Here is a 14,775-nt window from a genome sequence, read left to right as displayed (position 1 = left end):
ATGTGTGCCATGATCACCTCCGGCTTCAGGCTTGCCGGGCAGAGGCGAAAAGTCTTTGGCGAGGGACTGAAAAGCCCTGAATCTATCTGAAACTCGCTTTTTCAGAGCTTTCGGTTATCCTGCCCTGCAGACGCGGAGGAACCGATGGAGCTGCGTTTCGGCGACTACCGAATTAGACCGTCAGCGCGGCAACTTGTCGGGCCGAATGGACCAGTCGATCTTTCGGCGCGCTCCTTCGACATTCTCTCGATGCTTCTGGGCAAACCCGACGATGTGATCGGCAAGTCGGAGCTGCTTGAAACGGTCTGGCCAGGCCTGATCGTCGAAGACAATACATTGCAGGTTCACGTGTCAGCCCTGCGCAAGGCGCTCGATCCCGGAATGATCAAGACGGTTCATGGCCGGGGTTACAAATATGTCGGTCCGCCGCCGACAGCGGTTGCAGGCACTTCCAGCCAGAATGGCATCGAAAGCCTGCCGCAGGAAGACGAGAAGCCGTCACACAAGCCCTCGATCGCCGTCCTGCCCTTCGCCAACATGAGCGACGATCCCGATCAGGTCTATTTCAGCGACGGGATCACCGAGGACATAATCACCGAACTCGGCAGGTTCAGGGAACTCCTTGTCATCGCGCGCAACTCGTCGTTCCGGTTTCGCGATACATCGACCGACGTCGCCGAAGTCGCGGGCCAACTGGGCGTTCAGTACGTGGTCCAGGGGAGCGTACGCAAGATAGCCAACCGGGTCCGCATTTCTGTTCAATTGATCGATGCTGGCAAGCTCGCACATGTCTGGGGTGAACATTATGATCGTGAGCTCACGGACATATTCGCGATCCAGGATGAAATAACCCAGATGATCGCGGCCCGTCTGGCGCGTCAGGCCCGCACCGCGATCGTCGCGCGCGGGCGCCTGCGCCCAACAAGCAACATGTCCGCGTACGACTACTATCTCAGAGCGCTACAACTCTCGGCGACCTACGACACAGTACGCGACGCCGAGCCCTTGTTGCGACGGGCCGTGGAACTCGATCCCGAATTCGCAGCCGCCTATGCTTTGCTGAGTTTCGTTGAATCCATCCATTTCTATTGGGAGTATGACAATTGGGCACGTCTGGAGTCCGGCCTGAAAATCGCTGCAGCCGCGCTTCGGCTCGACCCGAACGAAGCTTATGGTCACCTCGCCACCGGTTTCGCAAATCTTTATTCCGGCCGCTTCAGGCAGGCGGAGACAAGTCTCGATCATGCCGTCTCGCTCAACCCGAACGACCCGTTCATTCTCAGCATCCATGCTCTGCTCCTGAATTATACCGGCAGGCCGGAAAACGCGCTGGCGGAGCTTGAAGAAGCGCAACGGCGCGATCCGTTCGCCATTGGCTGGATGGATGATTTTCGCGGGATCGTCCTGACGACCGGCAGACGATTTGGCGAAGCGATTGCCTGCTATGAGGGGCTTGACGCCATCACCTCCTGGTCGCTTGCCCATTTCGCGATCGCTTGTGCGGAACTGGGCGACATGCCGCGTGCCAAGGAAGTGCTGGGCAGGCTGAAGGCCGTTTGGCCGGATTTGAGCCTGGAAGATATTGTCAGGGCGGAACTGGATTTCTTCGAGGATCGCTCAATACCGCAGCGCTATCTCGGCATCCTCAGACGCGTCGACGCATCGGTTTGATCTGCCTCCGCGGCGATTGAACTCTGCCCCCAAGGCACGCGACTAGGCTGCGCGCAGCTGACCTCAGGCCCCGAACCATTGGGACCAGAGGCCAGCCGCCCAGAACATCAGGGATAGGATGATCATCAGAAGGCCGATGCCGAACTTGTCGCGCATGGCGAATACGATCGGGTCGTAGTCCTGCTTGCCGAACCAGCCCAGAAGCACCATGCGCACAAGCCATACGGCCATCGGGATCATGGCGAGCCAGAGGATCCAGGTCGTTGGATAGAGCTCCCGCCCCTGCGTGGATAGCGAATAGAGGAAGAAAATCAGAAGCGCACCAACTGTCCCGAGGCCCGCGACATTTAGCAGGTCGCCGCGGTCCGGGCGGCCATAGCCGCGGCCGGGCAGGCGTTCGTCCGAGGTCGCAAGGGTCAGCTCAGTCAGTCGCTTCACGCAGCCGAGCGTGATGAAGATCGGGAAGATGAAGATCAGCATGTAGATCGAGACATAGACCTGCGCCGCCGCCGCGCCCGCGATCACCCGGATCGTGTAAAGGGCCGCAAGCGTTGCCACATCGACCCAGCGCATGCGCTTCAGCTTCAGCGAATAGGCCAGTGACGTCACCATATAGAGCACGACGACCGCCAGGAACCCGACGTTCAGTGCGGCAGCGATGCCGAGGGCTGCGCAGGCCAGGATCAGGAAAGTCACCATCCCCCACTGAATCGGCACCGCGCCGCTGGCGAAGGGCCGGTTCTTCTTGGTCGGATGCAGCCGGTCCGCCTCCAGATCCAGAAGGTCGTTCACTATATATATAGAGGAGGCCGCGGCCGAGAAGGCGGCGATCGCCCAGAGGATCGGGATCAAAGTCACCAGATCGAACCGGTGCGCGGCAATCATCGGCAGGATCAGCAGCGCGTTCTTCACCCATTGATGTGGCCGGAGCGCCTTTATTAGCGCGGCCGGCCGGTGCGGACGGCTCAGTTCCACCACATTGCGACCCTGCGCGGCGAGCGCGCGGGCCGAGGATGTATGGCCGATGATCAGCGCGTGATCGGATTTCTCCCAGATCGCCATGTCGCGCGCTTCGTTGCCGGCATAGTCGAAGCCGCCTTCGCCAAGGGCCGCGACAAGGGCCGCGGCCTTCGACCGGCTCACGAGGTTTGTCTGCCCGTCCGAGGCGAAGACCCGGTCCGAGAGACCATATTCCGCCGCAAGCCGCCGGACGAGCCTTTCGTCCGACCCTGAGGCCAGGATCACCTCGCGCCCCGCCACGCGGCTGTTCAGCGCCAGTTCGGCCACCTCGGGATTGACCGGCAGAAGATCGGTCCGGATATCCGCAAGCGCCGCCAGTTCGGCCTTCAGCGCGGCCGGATTCGAGAAATGCCGCAGCGCTGCCTTCAGTGTCGCCCATGGGTGCCGCCCGAGTCCGGCCCAGAAACATTCCCACAGCATGTCGGTCTTCAGGAACGTACCATCCACGTCCAGAACCAGCGGCTTCACTTCAGACATCCTTATCCTTTCACCGCGAAGACGCAGCCGTCGGAGACCAGTTCCGGCGGCGTCACACAGAGGCCGCGCGCCACAGCCCAGGCGGCGAGAACCTTGGGCACATAGTCGCGCGTCTCGGCATAGTTCGGCACGCCCCCCGCGCCCTTCACCGAGTTTTCACCCGCGTTATAGGCGGCAAGCACCATCAGCGGGTCACCGCCAAATTCGCGCATCAGCCAGTCGAGATAGGCGACGCCGCCTGCGATGTTCTGCACCGGATCCTTGGCATCGGACACGCCAAACCTGTCAGCGGTGGCCGGAATAAGCTGCATCAGCCCCTGCGCCCCTGCCGAGGACACCGCATCGACCCGACCCGCGCTTTCGACCGAGATCACCGCAAGCACTAGCGCCGGCGAGACCTGCTTGTCGATCGTCGCCTTGAGAATGTCGGTCCCGTGCGCGGCTGCGATATTCTGCAGGGCCTGCAGGCGCGGGGCCGCAACTGTCGTGCCATCGGGACCTTGCGTCAGCGAATGAAGCGCAAGCGAGAAACGTCCTGCCCCCTCACCGAGATTTGGCGAGACCTGATCCCAGAACCAGGCATAGCTGCCCAGGGGAACGCCCGGCATAGCCGGAACCGGCTTCAGATCCGGGTCCGCGCCCCCGCGCGGGATCGGATTTTCCGGCGGCGGCAGGACGGGCGCGGCAAGACGGGCGGCCTGTTCGGCCGGATCGATCTGAACCGTGATCCGCTTCGTGGTGCCCGCTTTGGGCGCAGAGATACGTTTGAAGGTAAAGGAGGGATAGGGCTCCGGCGCCGCAGCCGCAGGGGCGTCGACGACCTGCGCATTTGACGGCTGGGCGGCCATGCATGCGAACACGCAAGCGATTAGTGTCGCTGCCCCTCGCTTGGCCTGCGCCATGATTGCTGCCCTGACCTGCCTCGTCTTGTTCTTGGAAATCAGTCTGACGATTTTTCGAGACGCTTTCCATTCCTTTCGCGGTAAGCGGCGGAAAATCTGGCCGCAACGGCTCTTTCGGCAACAGATTCGCATTCCCAATATGGACGGAAAATAAAATATTTGTTTATATTCAATATATTACAAGAAAAATACCAACATGGAAAATCACGAAAAATGTACGAACAGCGCCCCAATCGCGCCACGATTCGAGGGCTAGATGTGTCCATGCCGCGACGGGGACGGGATCAGAAATCTCCCGAAAGACACGGGTGCGGATGGTGCAGAAGCTGAACATTTACGGAGACAGACAATGAAATTCTTCAAATCGGTCAAGGAATTCCACAACGAAGAAGAAGGCGCGGTCACGGTTGACTGGGTCGTTCTGACCGCCGCCGTCGTCGGCCTGGGCGTTCTCGCCCTCGGCGCGATCAAGTCGGGCACCGGCGCTCTCTCGACCAAGATCAACAACTACCTCTCGAGCGTGACGGTCGGCTAATCGCCGAACTCACGGAGATCGGATCGAGCCGCGCCCAAGGCGCGGCTCGCTTCTTTTCTGGCCTCGCGAATCCGGTCTTTGTGCGCCTTTGGGTATCGCACTGTTTCCACGCCGGAAGCCCGGTCCGCCAAATCGGCCTATGCCTGCCCAATTCCTGACACTAACCGCAGGCAATTTCTTCGTAAGATTGGGAACCAAGTGAGCGCTTCGCGCCGCGACCTGGGAGATTAAGATGAAACGCTTCGTGCTCGACATCAAGAAGTTCAACGACGACGAAACCGGTGCTGTGACCGTCGACTGGGTCGTCCTGACGGCAGGCGTCGTCTCGCTCGTCGCGATTGCCATGGGCGCGATCAAGGGCAACATGTCCTCGATCGGCGACAAGGTTGAAGCTTACTTGAGCAGCGTGACAGTTCCCTGAGAGATTGGCTTCTCCGCTGCCCGAACGGGATAACCGATATCGGTCACGAGTTGAATGTTTCGAGAAGCGCGTATTTCCATCACGAAGACCCGCTTTGACCACCATTAAGTCATAATCCATTCAGATAGTGCGGCCATATGGGTACGGTCGCCGGATCAGCAAGCGCCGACTCTGAGGAATGAATGAGAGGGCGCGTTTCATGCGGATCATCTTCGGACTAGTCTTTGTCGTCGGTGTCGGGCTCGCCGGCTTCGCCGTCTACATGGCGCAAGACTATATCAAGCAAACCCAAGTCGACCGGGACCGGCTGTTGGCCGAGCAGGCGGCCGCGCCGCGCCTTGTTGATGTTGTCGTTGCCACCAAGGCCATGAAGTACGGCGAACGCTTCACCCGCAATGATCTTGAGGTCATAAAATGGCAGGCCGACAAGGTGCCTGCGGGTGCCTTCCCGACAGTCGTCGCGGCCCAGGGTGGCGATCCGGCTATCGTTCCGGTGTTCTTCGAAGGCGAAACCCGGCCGCGCTCCATGCTGCGCTCGATCGAGCCGTTCGAGCCGCTCCTCGCCTCGAAGATTACCGAGCCGGGCGTCGATGCAGGCATCACGGCCAACCTCAGCCCCGGCCTGCGGGCACTTGCGTTGAACGTCGATGTGTCCTCCGGCGTCTCCGGATTCCTGCGTCCGGGTGATCGGGTGGACGTGATCTGGACCGGCGATGCCAACAACCGGCAGATCACCAAACTTATCCAGTCGGCGGTGCGCATCATCGCCATCGACCAGAGCGCCGACGCCGACCGGACCGAGGAAACCCAGATCGCCCGCACCATCACGATCGAGGGTTCGATTGACCAGGTCAACGCTCTGACGCTCGCCCAGAACTCCGGCCGCCTGACCCTCGCGCTCGTCGGAGCGACCGACGACAGTTCCGCATCAGCCGTGGGCAGCGAGATCGACCGCAAGACACTCCTTGGCATCGAGGATGCTCCGGCACCCGTCGTGGTGGAGGAAGAGAAGATCTGCACTATCAAGACCAACAAGGGCGGCGAGATCGTCGAGACGCAGATCCCCTGCACGAACTGACGCCGTTCAGGGCCACCCTATCTGGTGCATCGGGTGGCCCTCGAACACAACGGCTTCCAGACTGTTGCGGACAACCCACATAAGCGACGCGCCACAAACAGCTGATTCTTGAAATAAATCCGGCTTTGGCGCATGCTGACGGCAATATGGGCATGAAGACCCGATAACCGTGATCCGAGAGGCAGGTCACAATGAGCGCTAAATATATCCTAACGGCAGGATTGCTGGGCCTTGTGCTCGGCACTCCCATGAACCGGGTCCATGCCGAGACCCTCAAGGTGGTCGAAGGCTCCACCTCCTCCACGCTCGAGGTTCCGATGAACCGCGCCGTGGTGGTCGAGGCCGACCAGCCCTTCGCTGAACTTTCGATCGCCAATCCGGCGATCGCCGATATTTCGACCCTGTCCGACAAGTCAATCTATGTACTCGGCAAGGCGCCGGGGCGGACGACGCTGACCCTTCTTGGTCCCGATGGCAAGCTCATCACCAATGTCGATGTGCAGGTGTCGCTCGATGTGGCCGAGTTCAAGGAACGGCTGAAGCAGATCCTTCCGAACGAGAACATCGAGGTCCGCACCGCCAATGACGGCATCGTGCTGTCGGGCGTCGTCTCCTCGATCGCCGCGCTCGACCGCGCCCTTGATCTGGCGGAACGCTATGCGCCGCAGCGGGTCTCGAACCTGATGGGTGTCGGCGGCGTCCAGCAGGTGATGCTGAAGGTGCGTTTCGCAGAGATGCAGCGATCGGTTGGCAAGGAGCTTGCCGGTTCGTTTGGCATTGACGGATCGAACGGCGTCTTCCGGGCCGGAAACATCACTCAGATGAACAATCTGATGAGTGGCAACACCGTGACAACCGGCAAGACCGGCGCACTCGGTGCGACCTTCGGGTCTGGCAGCCTGCAGTTTGGTGTCTTGCTTGAGGCGCTTGAAAGCAAAGGTCTGGTCCGGACCCTGGCTGAACCGAATCTGACTGCCCTTTCGGGCCAGGAATCGAAATTCCTCGCTGGCGGTGAATACCCGATACCCGTCCCGGGCGACAACGGCACAATTACGATCGAATACAAACCATTCGGGGTCGAACTGGCGTTCACGCCGCGCGTTGTCGACGGTGACATCATTAACATTGCGATGAACGCCGCAGTCTCTGGGATCGATACCACGATCACGCTTCAGAACGGCGGCTTCTCGGTCAACGCCTTCAAACGGCGCGAGGCAGAAACGACCGTGGAGGTGCGTGACGGCGAAAGCTTTGCCATTGCCGGGCTTCTGCAAGACGAGTTCCGCGACGCAAACGATCAGATTCCATGGCTTGGCGACGTGCCGATCCTTGGCGCCCTGTTCCGCAGCTCTGAATACCAACGGAACCAGACGGAGCTTGTGATCATCGTCACACCCCATCTCGTGTCCCCTGTCCGTGGCGAGGCTCTTGCCCTGCCGACAGACAAGGTGAAACCGCCAACCGAAGCACAGCTCTTCCTTCTTGGCCAGACTTCGGCGAATGGAAGGTCCGCGAGCGGGTCCGCCGCAGAGGTCGCCAAGCAGGACTTCTCCGGTTCCTACGGCTATGTGATGGAGTAAGACGATGCAAAAGCACCTTGCCCTCGCCCTCATGTCCGTCAGCGCGCTCGCCATCGCGAGCTGCTCGAAGGAAACCAACATCGCCCGGTCCTTCTATTCCGAGGCCGGATCGGAAGTTGAGACCCGTGACTTCGGCCGCTCGACCATGGCCAACACTCAGATCCAGTCGGGCGAACGGGACTATGTCATTGATCTGACGCGCAGATTCGGGGCTGATGTTCCGAATACCGTGAACTTCGCCTTCAACAGCGCGGTTCTGGATGGCGCCGCGCAGGACGCGCTCCTGCGTCAGGCCGACTGGATCCGGCAGTTCCCGGAAGTGCGCTTCCGTGTCTATGGCCACACCGACCTTGTGGGCTCGGATGCCTATAACAAGTCGCTCGGCCTGCGCCGGGCGAATGCGGTCGTGTCCTTCCTCGCCTCGCAGGGCATCAGCAAGTCGCGGCTGGAAGCGGTCGCCTCGTTCGGCGAAACCCAACCCCTCGTCTTCACGCAGAGCCCCGAGCGCAAGAACCGCCGGACCGTCACCGAAGTGTCGGGCTTCGTCGGCAACAGCTCGCTGGTCCTGAACGGGAAATATGCGCAGATCATCTTCCGCGAATATGTCGCAAGCGCGATCCCGGTCCATACCCAGGCCGAGGTGACCGAAGGCAGCGCGGCAGCAGGCTCCAACTAGTCTCGAGTTCCCATTGTTTCAGCTTCGGGGCGGTCTTTGGCAACAAAGGCCGCCCTTCGCTTTTGATCGTCTCAACAAATCGCATAATTTCGATCTTTTGGCCCCAATCTTGCCAAGTTTCTCCGGGACTTTCGAAACCTGGGAGTAAGGCCGGAATCTTATCTTCGGCAGTCATGACGAGTGACGGGTGGGCAAAGCCCGCCGTTCAGAACTGTGGCGCGGGGAATCGCGCGGAAAAGGACGTTGGGAATGAGCAGTGTAGCAGCATTGCAGCCGGAGGCGGCACCGATCCTCGCCTGCACGGTCGCGCGCGATGTCTCGAACTTCGATCTTCTGATCGAGGATATGGAGGCCGAGCTTGGCGAAAGCTGGGGCGATCTGACTTTTGCCGATGCTCAGGTGTTTCTCGGCCAGCCCGAGGCAAATGCGCTCGAATTCATCGCGATCGCCGTCGATGCCCAGGACGAAAGCGACATCGCGCAGATCGCCGCGATCATTACCACCGCCAAGGACAAGGGCGTAAAGGTGATCCTGATCGCCGACGAGGTCAGCCCGATCGCACTGCACCAGCTTCTGAAACTCGGCGCCGACGGGTTCGTCCCCTATCCTCTGCCGGAAAACGCCCTGCACGAGGCAATCGAGCGGCTGCGCGCCGCCGCCCAGGCCGCCGAATATGCCGATCATGGCGCCCATGCACCGGCCTTCAAGGTCAAGGGGGACAGGGACGGCGTGATCCTGCCGGTCCATAGCCTTGCGGGCGGCTGCGGCGCGACCACGATGGCGGTGAACCTCGCCTGGGAACTGGCGACCGTCCAAAAGGACAATCCTCCGCGCGTGGCGCTTCTGGATTTCAATTTCCAGTTCGGTTCGGTCTCGACCTACCTCGACCTGCCCCGTCGCGAGGCAGTCTACGAAATGCTGTCGAACACTGCCGCTCTCGACTCGGAATCGCTTCTGCAATCGATGGTCGTCTATCAGGAAAAGCTCAGCGTCCTGACCGCGCCCGCCGACATGCTGCCGCTCGACATCGCCACATCGGACGATATCAACCGCATCCTCGACGTCGCGCGCGCAAATTTCGATTATGTCGTGATCGACATGCCAGCGACCATCGTGCAATGGACCGAGGCGGTGCTGTCGAAGGCGAGCGTCTATTTCGCATTGATGGAGCTCGACATGCGCTCGGCGCAGAACGCGCTGCGCATGATCCGCGCGCTGAAGTCCGAGGATCTGCCGCACGAAAAACTGCGCTTCGCGCTGAACCGCGCGCCGAAATTCACCGACCTGTCCGGCAAGAGCCGGGCCAAGCGTCTGGCAGAAAGCCTTGATATCACGCTTGAATTGCAGCTGCCTGACGGTTCCACCCAGGTGACCCAGTCCAATGACCACGGGGCGCCCCTGGCCGAGACCGCGCCGAAGAATCCGCTGCGCAAGGAAATCGCCAAGCTCGCCAAACAGATTTTCGACCTGAACAAGGCCGCGGCTGACGCCAAGGCCTGACCGACGTGACCGACTGACCCCCGGGGGAAGACAATGTTTTCGCGTTTCAAGAAGCCCGATCAGGCCACCACGCAACAGGCGGCGGGACCTGCCCCAGCCACCGCGCAGGCCGCGCCTCAGGCCGCCGCCCAGACCGTATCCATGCGCCGCCCCGGCGCGGCGGGCGCCCAGCCAGCGCAGGTCACGGCGGCCGACAAGGACCGCAAGCGCCGTGAGCGGATGGGCGAGATCAAGGTCGAGCTGCACAAAAGGTTGCTCGACAACCTCAACCTCTCGGCGCTGGAACATGCGACCGAGCAGGACCTCAAGCAGGAAATCAGCGCGATTTCCGCCGAGGCGCTTGAGGAGCTGAGCGTCGTCCTGAACAAGGACGAACGCGCAACGCTCCATCAGGAACTTTACGACGAAGTCATGGGCCTCGGGCCCCTGGAGCCGCTCCTGAAGGACGAGACGGTCAACGATATTCTCGTGAACGGCCCCCGGCAGATCTTCGTCGAACGCGCGGGCAAGCTGCAGCTGACCGACATCACCTTCAAGGATGAACGCCACCTCTTGCGCATCATCGACAAGATCGTGTCGGCCGTGGGTCGCCGCGTCGATGAATCGAACCCCTATTGCGACGCCCGTCTGGCGGACGGATCACGTTTCAACTGTATGGTGCCGCCGATCGCGGTCGATGGATCGCTGGTCTCAATCCGGAAGTTCAAGAAGGACAAGCTGGGCGTCGACGATCTCGTCCGTTTCGGCGCGTTCACCGAAGAGATGGCCGCCTATCTTCAGGCCGCCGTCGCCACGCGTCTGAACGTCATCGTTTCTGGCGGTACGGGTTCGGGTAAGACGACAACGCTGAACGCGCTTTCCTCTTTCATCGACAATGCCGAACGCATCCTGACCATCGAAGACACGGCCGAACTTCAGTTGCAGCAGGTCCATGTGGGCCGGATGGAAAGCCGCCCGGCGAACGTCGAGGGCAAGGGTGCCGTCACCCAGCGCGACTGTCTGCGGAACGCGCTTCGTATGCGTCCTGACCGCATCATCGTCGGCGAAACCCGCGGCGAGGAAGTCATCGACATGCTGCAGGCCATGAACACCGGCCACGACGGGTCGATGACGACGATCCACGCCAACTCCGCCCGCGACGGCATATCGCGTCTGGAAAACATGGTCGCCATGGCCGGTATCGAGATGCCGCTGAAAGCGGTGCGCAGCCAGATCGCCAGCGCTGTGAACCTGATCGTGCAGGCCTCGCGTCTGCAGGACGGCTCCCGCCGCATGACGTCTGTCACCGAGATTACCGGGATGGAAGGCGAGGTCATCTCGATGCAGGAGATTTTCCGCTACGAGCGGCTGGGCCTGACGCCCGAAGGCAAGATCATTGGCCGTTTCACCGCGACCGGCGTGCGCTCTGCCTATGCCGACCGCTTCAAGCAGTGGGGCTATGACCTGCCCCCCTCGATCTATGAACCCGTAGCGGCGGAGTAAGCGCCATGATCATCAGCCCGACCCCAATCATCTATGGCCTGATCTTCGTTGCTGTGCTCTTCCTCGTCGAAGGCATCTACCTTGTCGCCTTCGGCAAGTCGATTTCGCTGAATTCGAAGGTCAGCCGCCGCCTTGCCCTTCTGGAAAAGGGCGGGCAGCGCGAGAAGGTGCTGGAACAGCTCCGCAAGGAAGCCAGCCAACACCTGCGCGCCACCGGCATTCCGCTCTATTCACTGCTCGCCAAGAAGGCGCAGAAGGCCAATATCGCCTTCTCGCCGCAAGCGCTGATGGGGGTGATGGCGCTTCTGGCGGTCGTGGCCTTCCTCGGCCTGACGATCGGCACCGCCGCCTCCCTGCCGATCCGCATCGCTGTTTCCATCATCATGGGGGTGGGCGCGGTTTTCTTCTGGGTCAACAAGAAGGCCAAGAAGCGCATCGACTTGATCGAGGAGCAATTGCCCGAGGCCGTGGAACTCATGGTCCGAAGCCTCCGCGTCGGCCACCCGTTTTCGGCCGCGATCCAGATCGTTGCGAAAGAGATCCCCGATCCCCTTGGCACCGAGTTCGGCATGATCGCCGACGAGGCGGCCTATGGCCGCGAGATCACCGAATCCCTGAAAGACCTCGCCGAACGGATCGACATGCAGGACCTCCGCTTTCTTGCCGTCGCCGTGACGATCCAGAGCCAGTCGGGCGGCAACCTCGCCGAGATCCTCGACGGTCTAGCCAAGGTTATCCGCGCCCGCTTCCGGCTCTTCCGCCGGGTCCGCGCCATCACCGCCGAGGCGAAATGGTCGGGCATGTTCCTGTCGGGCTTCCCCTTGGGCGTTCTGGTGATCATCCAGGTGACGAAGCCCGACTATTTCGACACCGTGAGGGACACGCCCTATTTCATCCCGGCGGCGCTCATCGTGTTCACCTTCCTCGCGGTGAACATCATCTTCATGAAAATCATGACCAACATCAAAGTCTGAGGCAGCGATGGAAGCGTTGAATCAACTGCTCACCGATACGCTTGGGCCCCTCGGGCCGCTGATCGTCGTCGGTTTCCTCGGCATCGGCCTGATCGCAGCCGTGCTGCCCGTACTTCTCAAGAAGACGGTCGACCCGCTGTCGAAGTTCCGCGATATGGCGAAACCGCAGGGCGCGACCGTCACGACGGCCAAGGACGGCAAGCCGAAGAAGCTGCGCGCCAGCGCCGGCGGGGGTGCCAAACTCGACAAGTTCGCCACCTTCCTAGAACCGAAAAGCCAAGAAGAGATGAGCGCAGCACGTCTGCAGATGACGCGCGCAGGCTATCGCGGCAAACATGCGGTGCGCACATTCCATGCGATCCAGTTCATGCTTGGCATCATCTTCCTTGTCCTTGGCGTCATATATGCGCTGACGCAGGCAGGTTCGGCTGATGTCTCCACGACCAAACTCGCCATGTATGTGATCGGCCCGGGATGCCTCGGTTACTACTTCCCCAAATATTGGGTGCAGCGCCGGGTCGATGCCCGTCAGGCTGAGATCCAGAACGGCTTCCCCGATGCGCTCGACATGCTTCTGGTTTGCGTCGAAGCCGGTCAGTCACTCGACCAAGGCATCATCCGCGTCTCGAAAGAACTAAAGACGGGCTATCCCGCGCTTGGCGAGGAGCTGGAGATCGTCTCGCAAGAGGTGAAGGCGGGCAAGGATAAGCCCACGGTTCTGAAGGGCTTCGCCGAAAGATCGGGCGTGCAGGATGTCGCCTCGTTCGTGACCGTGATGATTCAATCACAGCAATTCGGTACATCGATCGCCGAAGCGCTCCGGGTCTATGCCGGCGAAATGCGTGACAAGCGCGTGATGCGCGCCGAGGAAGCCGCGAACAAGTTGCCCACGAAAATGACGCTCGGCACGATGATGTTCACCGTGCCGCCACTTCTGATGATCCTTGTCGGCCCGTCTGTCTACGATATGATGCAGCTGTTCGCGAATTTCAAATTGTAGGACGGATGACCCGTACGAAGCTCGGCCTGGCCGCCCTGATCGGCCTTCTGGCCGCCTGCCAATCGGCAGGCGGCCTTTTGGCGCCGAAGAAGGACAATCCCTATGCACCCGGCGTGGCGCGCGGCGAAGACTCCGTCGATGGCCTCATCGTTGGCCACCGGCTGATGGAGGCGGGCGAGTATGAACTTGCGCTCAAGGCCTATCATCGCGGCGCGGCAGAAAAGGGACCGACGGTCGATGTCCTGTCCGCCATTGGCTCCGCCGACCTCAAGCTTGGCCGGCTCGGACAAGCGGAACGCATCCTGAGGCAGGCGATCGAGGTCGACGAGACATTCGTGCCGGCCTGGAACAATCTGGGTGTCGTGCTGATGGAAAAAGGCGAAGTCGCCGAAGCGAGCCTCGTCTTCAAGACCGCCTTCGCGCTCGACAGTGGCCAATCGGACGAAATCCGCGAGAATCTGCGCCGGGCGCTCGCAAAACTCAACAATCCCACCTATGATGAGCCAGAAGAGACGAAGTTCTCGCTGGTGAGGCGTGGGAACGGCACTTATCTGCTTCTCACCAACAACTGAGGCAACGAGCAAAGGACGCAGAAAATGCGCCACCCGGTTCTGATCTCCCTCTGCATCGCGGGGGCATTCGCCCTGTCAGCCTGCCAGCAGGATCGCAGCAAGGAAGCTGCCAAGGCCTTGAAGGAATTCACAGAATCCGATCAGGCAGGCCTGAATGCGCTGATGCTGCAGGCGGCCAATCCCGACGAGGCGGTCTCCTATTTCACTAACGCCACTGCCACCAATCCCGAGAACATCGACTATCGGCGCGGACTGGCCAAGTCGCTCGTCCGCGCCAAGAAGCCGCTCGAAGGCGCGCAGACCTGGCGCGAGGTGATCGCGATGCCCGGCGCAACGAACGATGACCGGGTGGAGCTTGCCGACGCGCTTATCCGCAACAATCAGTGGAAAGAGGCGGAGGCGGTCCTGAACCAGGTACCGCCGACGCACGAGACCTACGAGCGCTACCGGCTGGAAGCGATGGTCGCCGATGCCAACAAGAAATGGAAGAAGGCCGACAGTTTCTATGAAACCGCCTTCGGCATGACAACGAAGCCGTCGGGGCTTCTGAACAACTGGGGCTTCTCAAAACTCACGCGCGGCGATTATGCCGGGGCCGAGAAGCTTTTCACCCAGGCTCTGACCTACGATCCGTCGGTCTTCACCACCAAGAACAACCTCGTCCTCGCCCGTTCGGCGCAGCGCAAGTACGACATGCCGATTGTGTCGATGACCCAGGCCGAACGCGCGCAGCTTCTCTATACGGCCGCCCTCAGCGCCATCAAGCAGGGCGATGTGACGATCGGCCGGACGCTTCTGCAAGAGGCGGTCGATACAGCCCCGCAATATTTCGAGGAAGCCCAGCGCGCCCTCGATACGCTTGACGCCAATGTGACGAAGGGCTGAGC

At 61.0% G+C, this 14,775-nt stretch carries 14 protein-coding genes; 12 read left to right on the top strand and 2 right to left on the bottom strand.

Annotation, left to right across the window (positions count from 1 at the left end):
• Nucleotides 1-144 precede the first annotated feature (144 nt).
• Nucleotides 145-1,671, top strand: a complete 1,527-nt coding sequence (locus tag OU426_RS09110; protein WP_267633627.1) for a winged helix-turn-helix domain-containing tetratricopeptide repeat protein — start codon at nucleotides 145-147, stop codon at nucleotides 1,669-1,671.
• 63 nt (nucleotides 1,672-1,734) lie between these two features.
• Here the strand turns inward: OU426_RS09110 and OU426_RS09105 are convergent, their stop codons facing one another.
• Together OU426_RS09105 and OU426_RS09100 are read right to left on the bottom strand one after the other, a co-directional pair.
• Nucleotides 1,735-3,168 carry a UbiA family prenyltransferase gene (locus OU426_RS09105; RefSeq protein ID WP_267633626.1) on the bottom strand — a complete coding sequence of 478 codons (1,434 nt, stop codon included), beginning with the start codon at nucleotides 3,166-3,168 and terminating at the stop codon, nucleotides 1,735-1,737.
• Nucleotides 3,169-3,170: 2 nt separating this feature from the next.
• On the bottom strand, nucleotides 3,171-4,016 hold the full coding sequence (locus tag OU426_RS09100; protein WP_267633625.1) for a lytic transglycosylase domain-containing protein: 846 nt from the start codon (nucleotides 4,014-4,016) through the stop codon (nucleotides 3,171-3,173).
• 403 nt (nucleotides 4,017-4,419) lie between these two features.
• Here OU426_RS09100 and OU426_RS09095 point away from each other — a divergent pair, with 403 nt between their 5' ends.
• The 11 genes from OU426_RS09095 (at nucleotide 4,420) to OU426_RS09045 (ending at nucleotide 14,773) form a co-directional block, all read left to right on the top strand.
• Complete coding sequence (locus OU426_RS09095; protein ID WP_267633624.1) at nucleotides 4,420-4,605, top strand: hypothetical protein; 186 nt, start codon at nucleotides 4,420-4,422, stop codon at nucleotides 4,603-4,605.
• Nucleotides 4,606-4,837: 232 nt separating this feature from the next.
• Nucleotides 4,838-5,026, top strand: coding sequence for a hypothetical protein (locus OU426_RS09090; RefSeq protein WP_267633623.1), 189 nt, complete (start codon nucleotides 4,838-4,840; stop codon nucleotides 5,024-5,026).
• Between the two features lie 199 nt (nucleotides 5,027-5,225).
• Nucleotides 5,226-6,104, top strand: a complete 879-nt coding sequence (gene cpaB / locus OU426_RS09085; RefSeq protein WP_267633622.1) for a Flp pilus assembly protein CpaB — start codon at nucleotides 5,226-5,228, stop codon at nucleotides 6,102-6,104.
• Between the two features lie 191 nt (nucleotides 6,105-6,295).
• Nucleotides 6,296-7,684, top strand: a complete 1,389-nt coding sequence (locus OU426_RS09080) for a type II and III secretion system protein family protein (protein WP_267633621.1) — start codon at nucleotides 6,296-6,298, stop codon at nucleotides 7,682-7,684.
• A gap of 4 nt (nucleotides 7,685-7,688) precedes the next feature.
• Nucleotides 7,689-8,360 (top strand): OmpA family protein, encoded by a 672-nt coding sequence (locus OU426_RS09075; RefSeq protein ID WP_267633620.1) that lies wholly within the window; start codon nucleotides 7,689-7,691, stop codon nucleotides 8,358-8,360.
• A gap of 249 nt (nucleotides 8,361-8,609) precedes the next feature.
• Complete coding sequence (locus tag OU426_RS09070; RefSeq protein WP_267633619.1) at nucleotides 8,610-9,860, top strand: CpaE/TadZ family protein; 1,251 nt, start codon at nucleotides 8,610-8,612, stop codon at nucleotides 9,858-9,860.
• 33 nt (nucleotides 9,861-9,893) lie between these two features.
• The gene (locus OU426_RS09065; RefSeq protein ID WP_267633618.1) at nucleotides 9,894-11,342 is read left to right on the top strand and encodes a TadA family conjugal transfer-associated ATPase; all 1,449 of its coding nucleotides are present in this window, start codon (nucleotides 9,894-9,896) and stop codon (nucleotides 11,340-11,342) included.
• A gap of 5 nt (nucleotides 11,343-11,347) precedes the next feature.
• A complete protein-coding gene (locus tag OU426_RS09060; RefSeq protein WP_267633617.1) occupies nucleotides 11,348-12,316 on the top strand; it encodes a type II secretion system F family protein in 969 nt (322 codons plus the stop codon).
• Nucleotides 12,317-12,323: 7 nt separating this feature from the next.
• Entirely contained in the window at nucleotides 12,324-13,316 is a 993-nt protein-coding gene (locus OU426_RS09055) for a type II secretion system F family protein (protein ID WP_267633616.1), read from the top strand.
• Between the two features lie 5 nt (nucleotides 13,317-13,321).
• Entirely contained in the window at nucleotides 13,322-13,888 is a 567-nt protein-coding gene (locus tag OU426_RS09050) for a tetratricopeptide repeat protein (protein WP_267633615.1), read from the top strand.
• Between the two features lie 24 nt (nucleotides 13,889-13,912).
• Entirely contained in the window at nucleotides 13,913-14,773 is an 861-nt protein-coding gene (locus OU426_RS09045; protein ID WP_267633614.1) for a tetratricopeptide repeat protein, read from the top strand.
• Nucleotides 14,774-14,775 lie beyond the last annotated feature (2 nt).

Source organism: Frigidibacter sp. RF13, from assembly GCF_026626305.1.
In the GTDB taxonomy this organism is placed as follows: Bacteria; Pseudomonadota; Alphaproteobacteria; order Rhodobacterales; family Rhodobacteraceae; genus TMP-24.
Note: the sequence above shows the minus strand (reverse complement) of the source record. Positions and strands in the feature narration are given on the sequence as shown.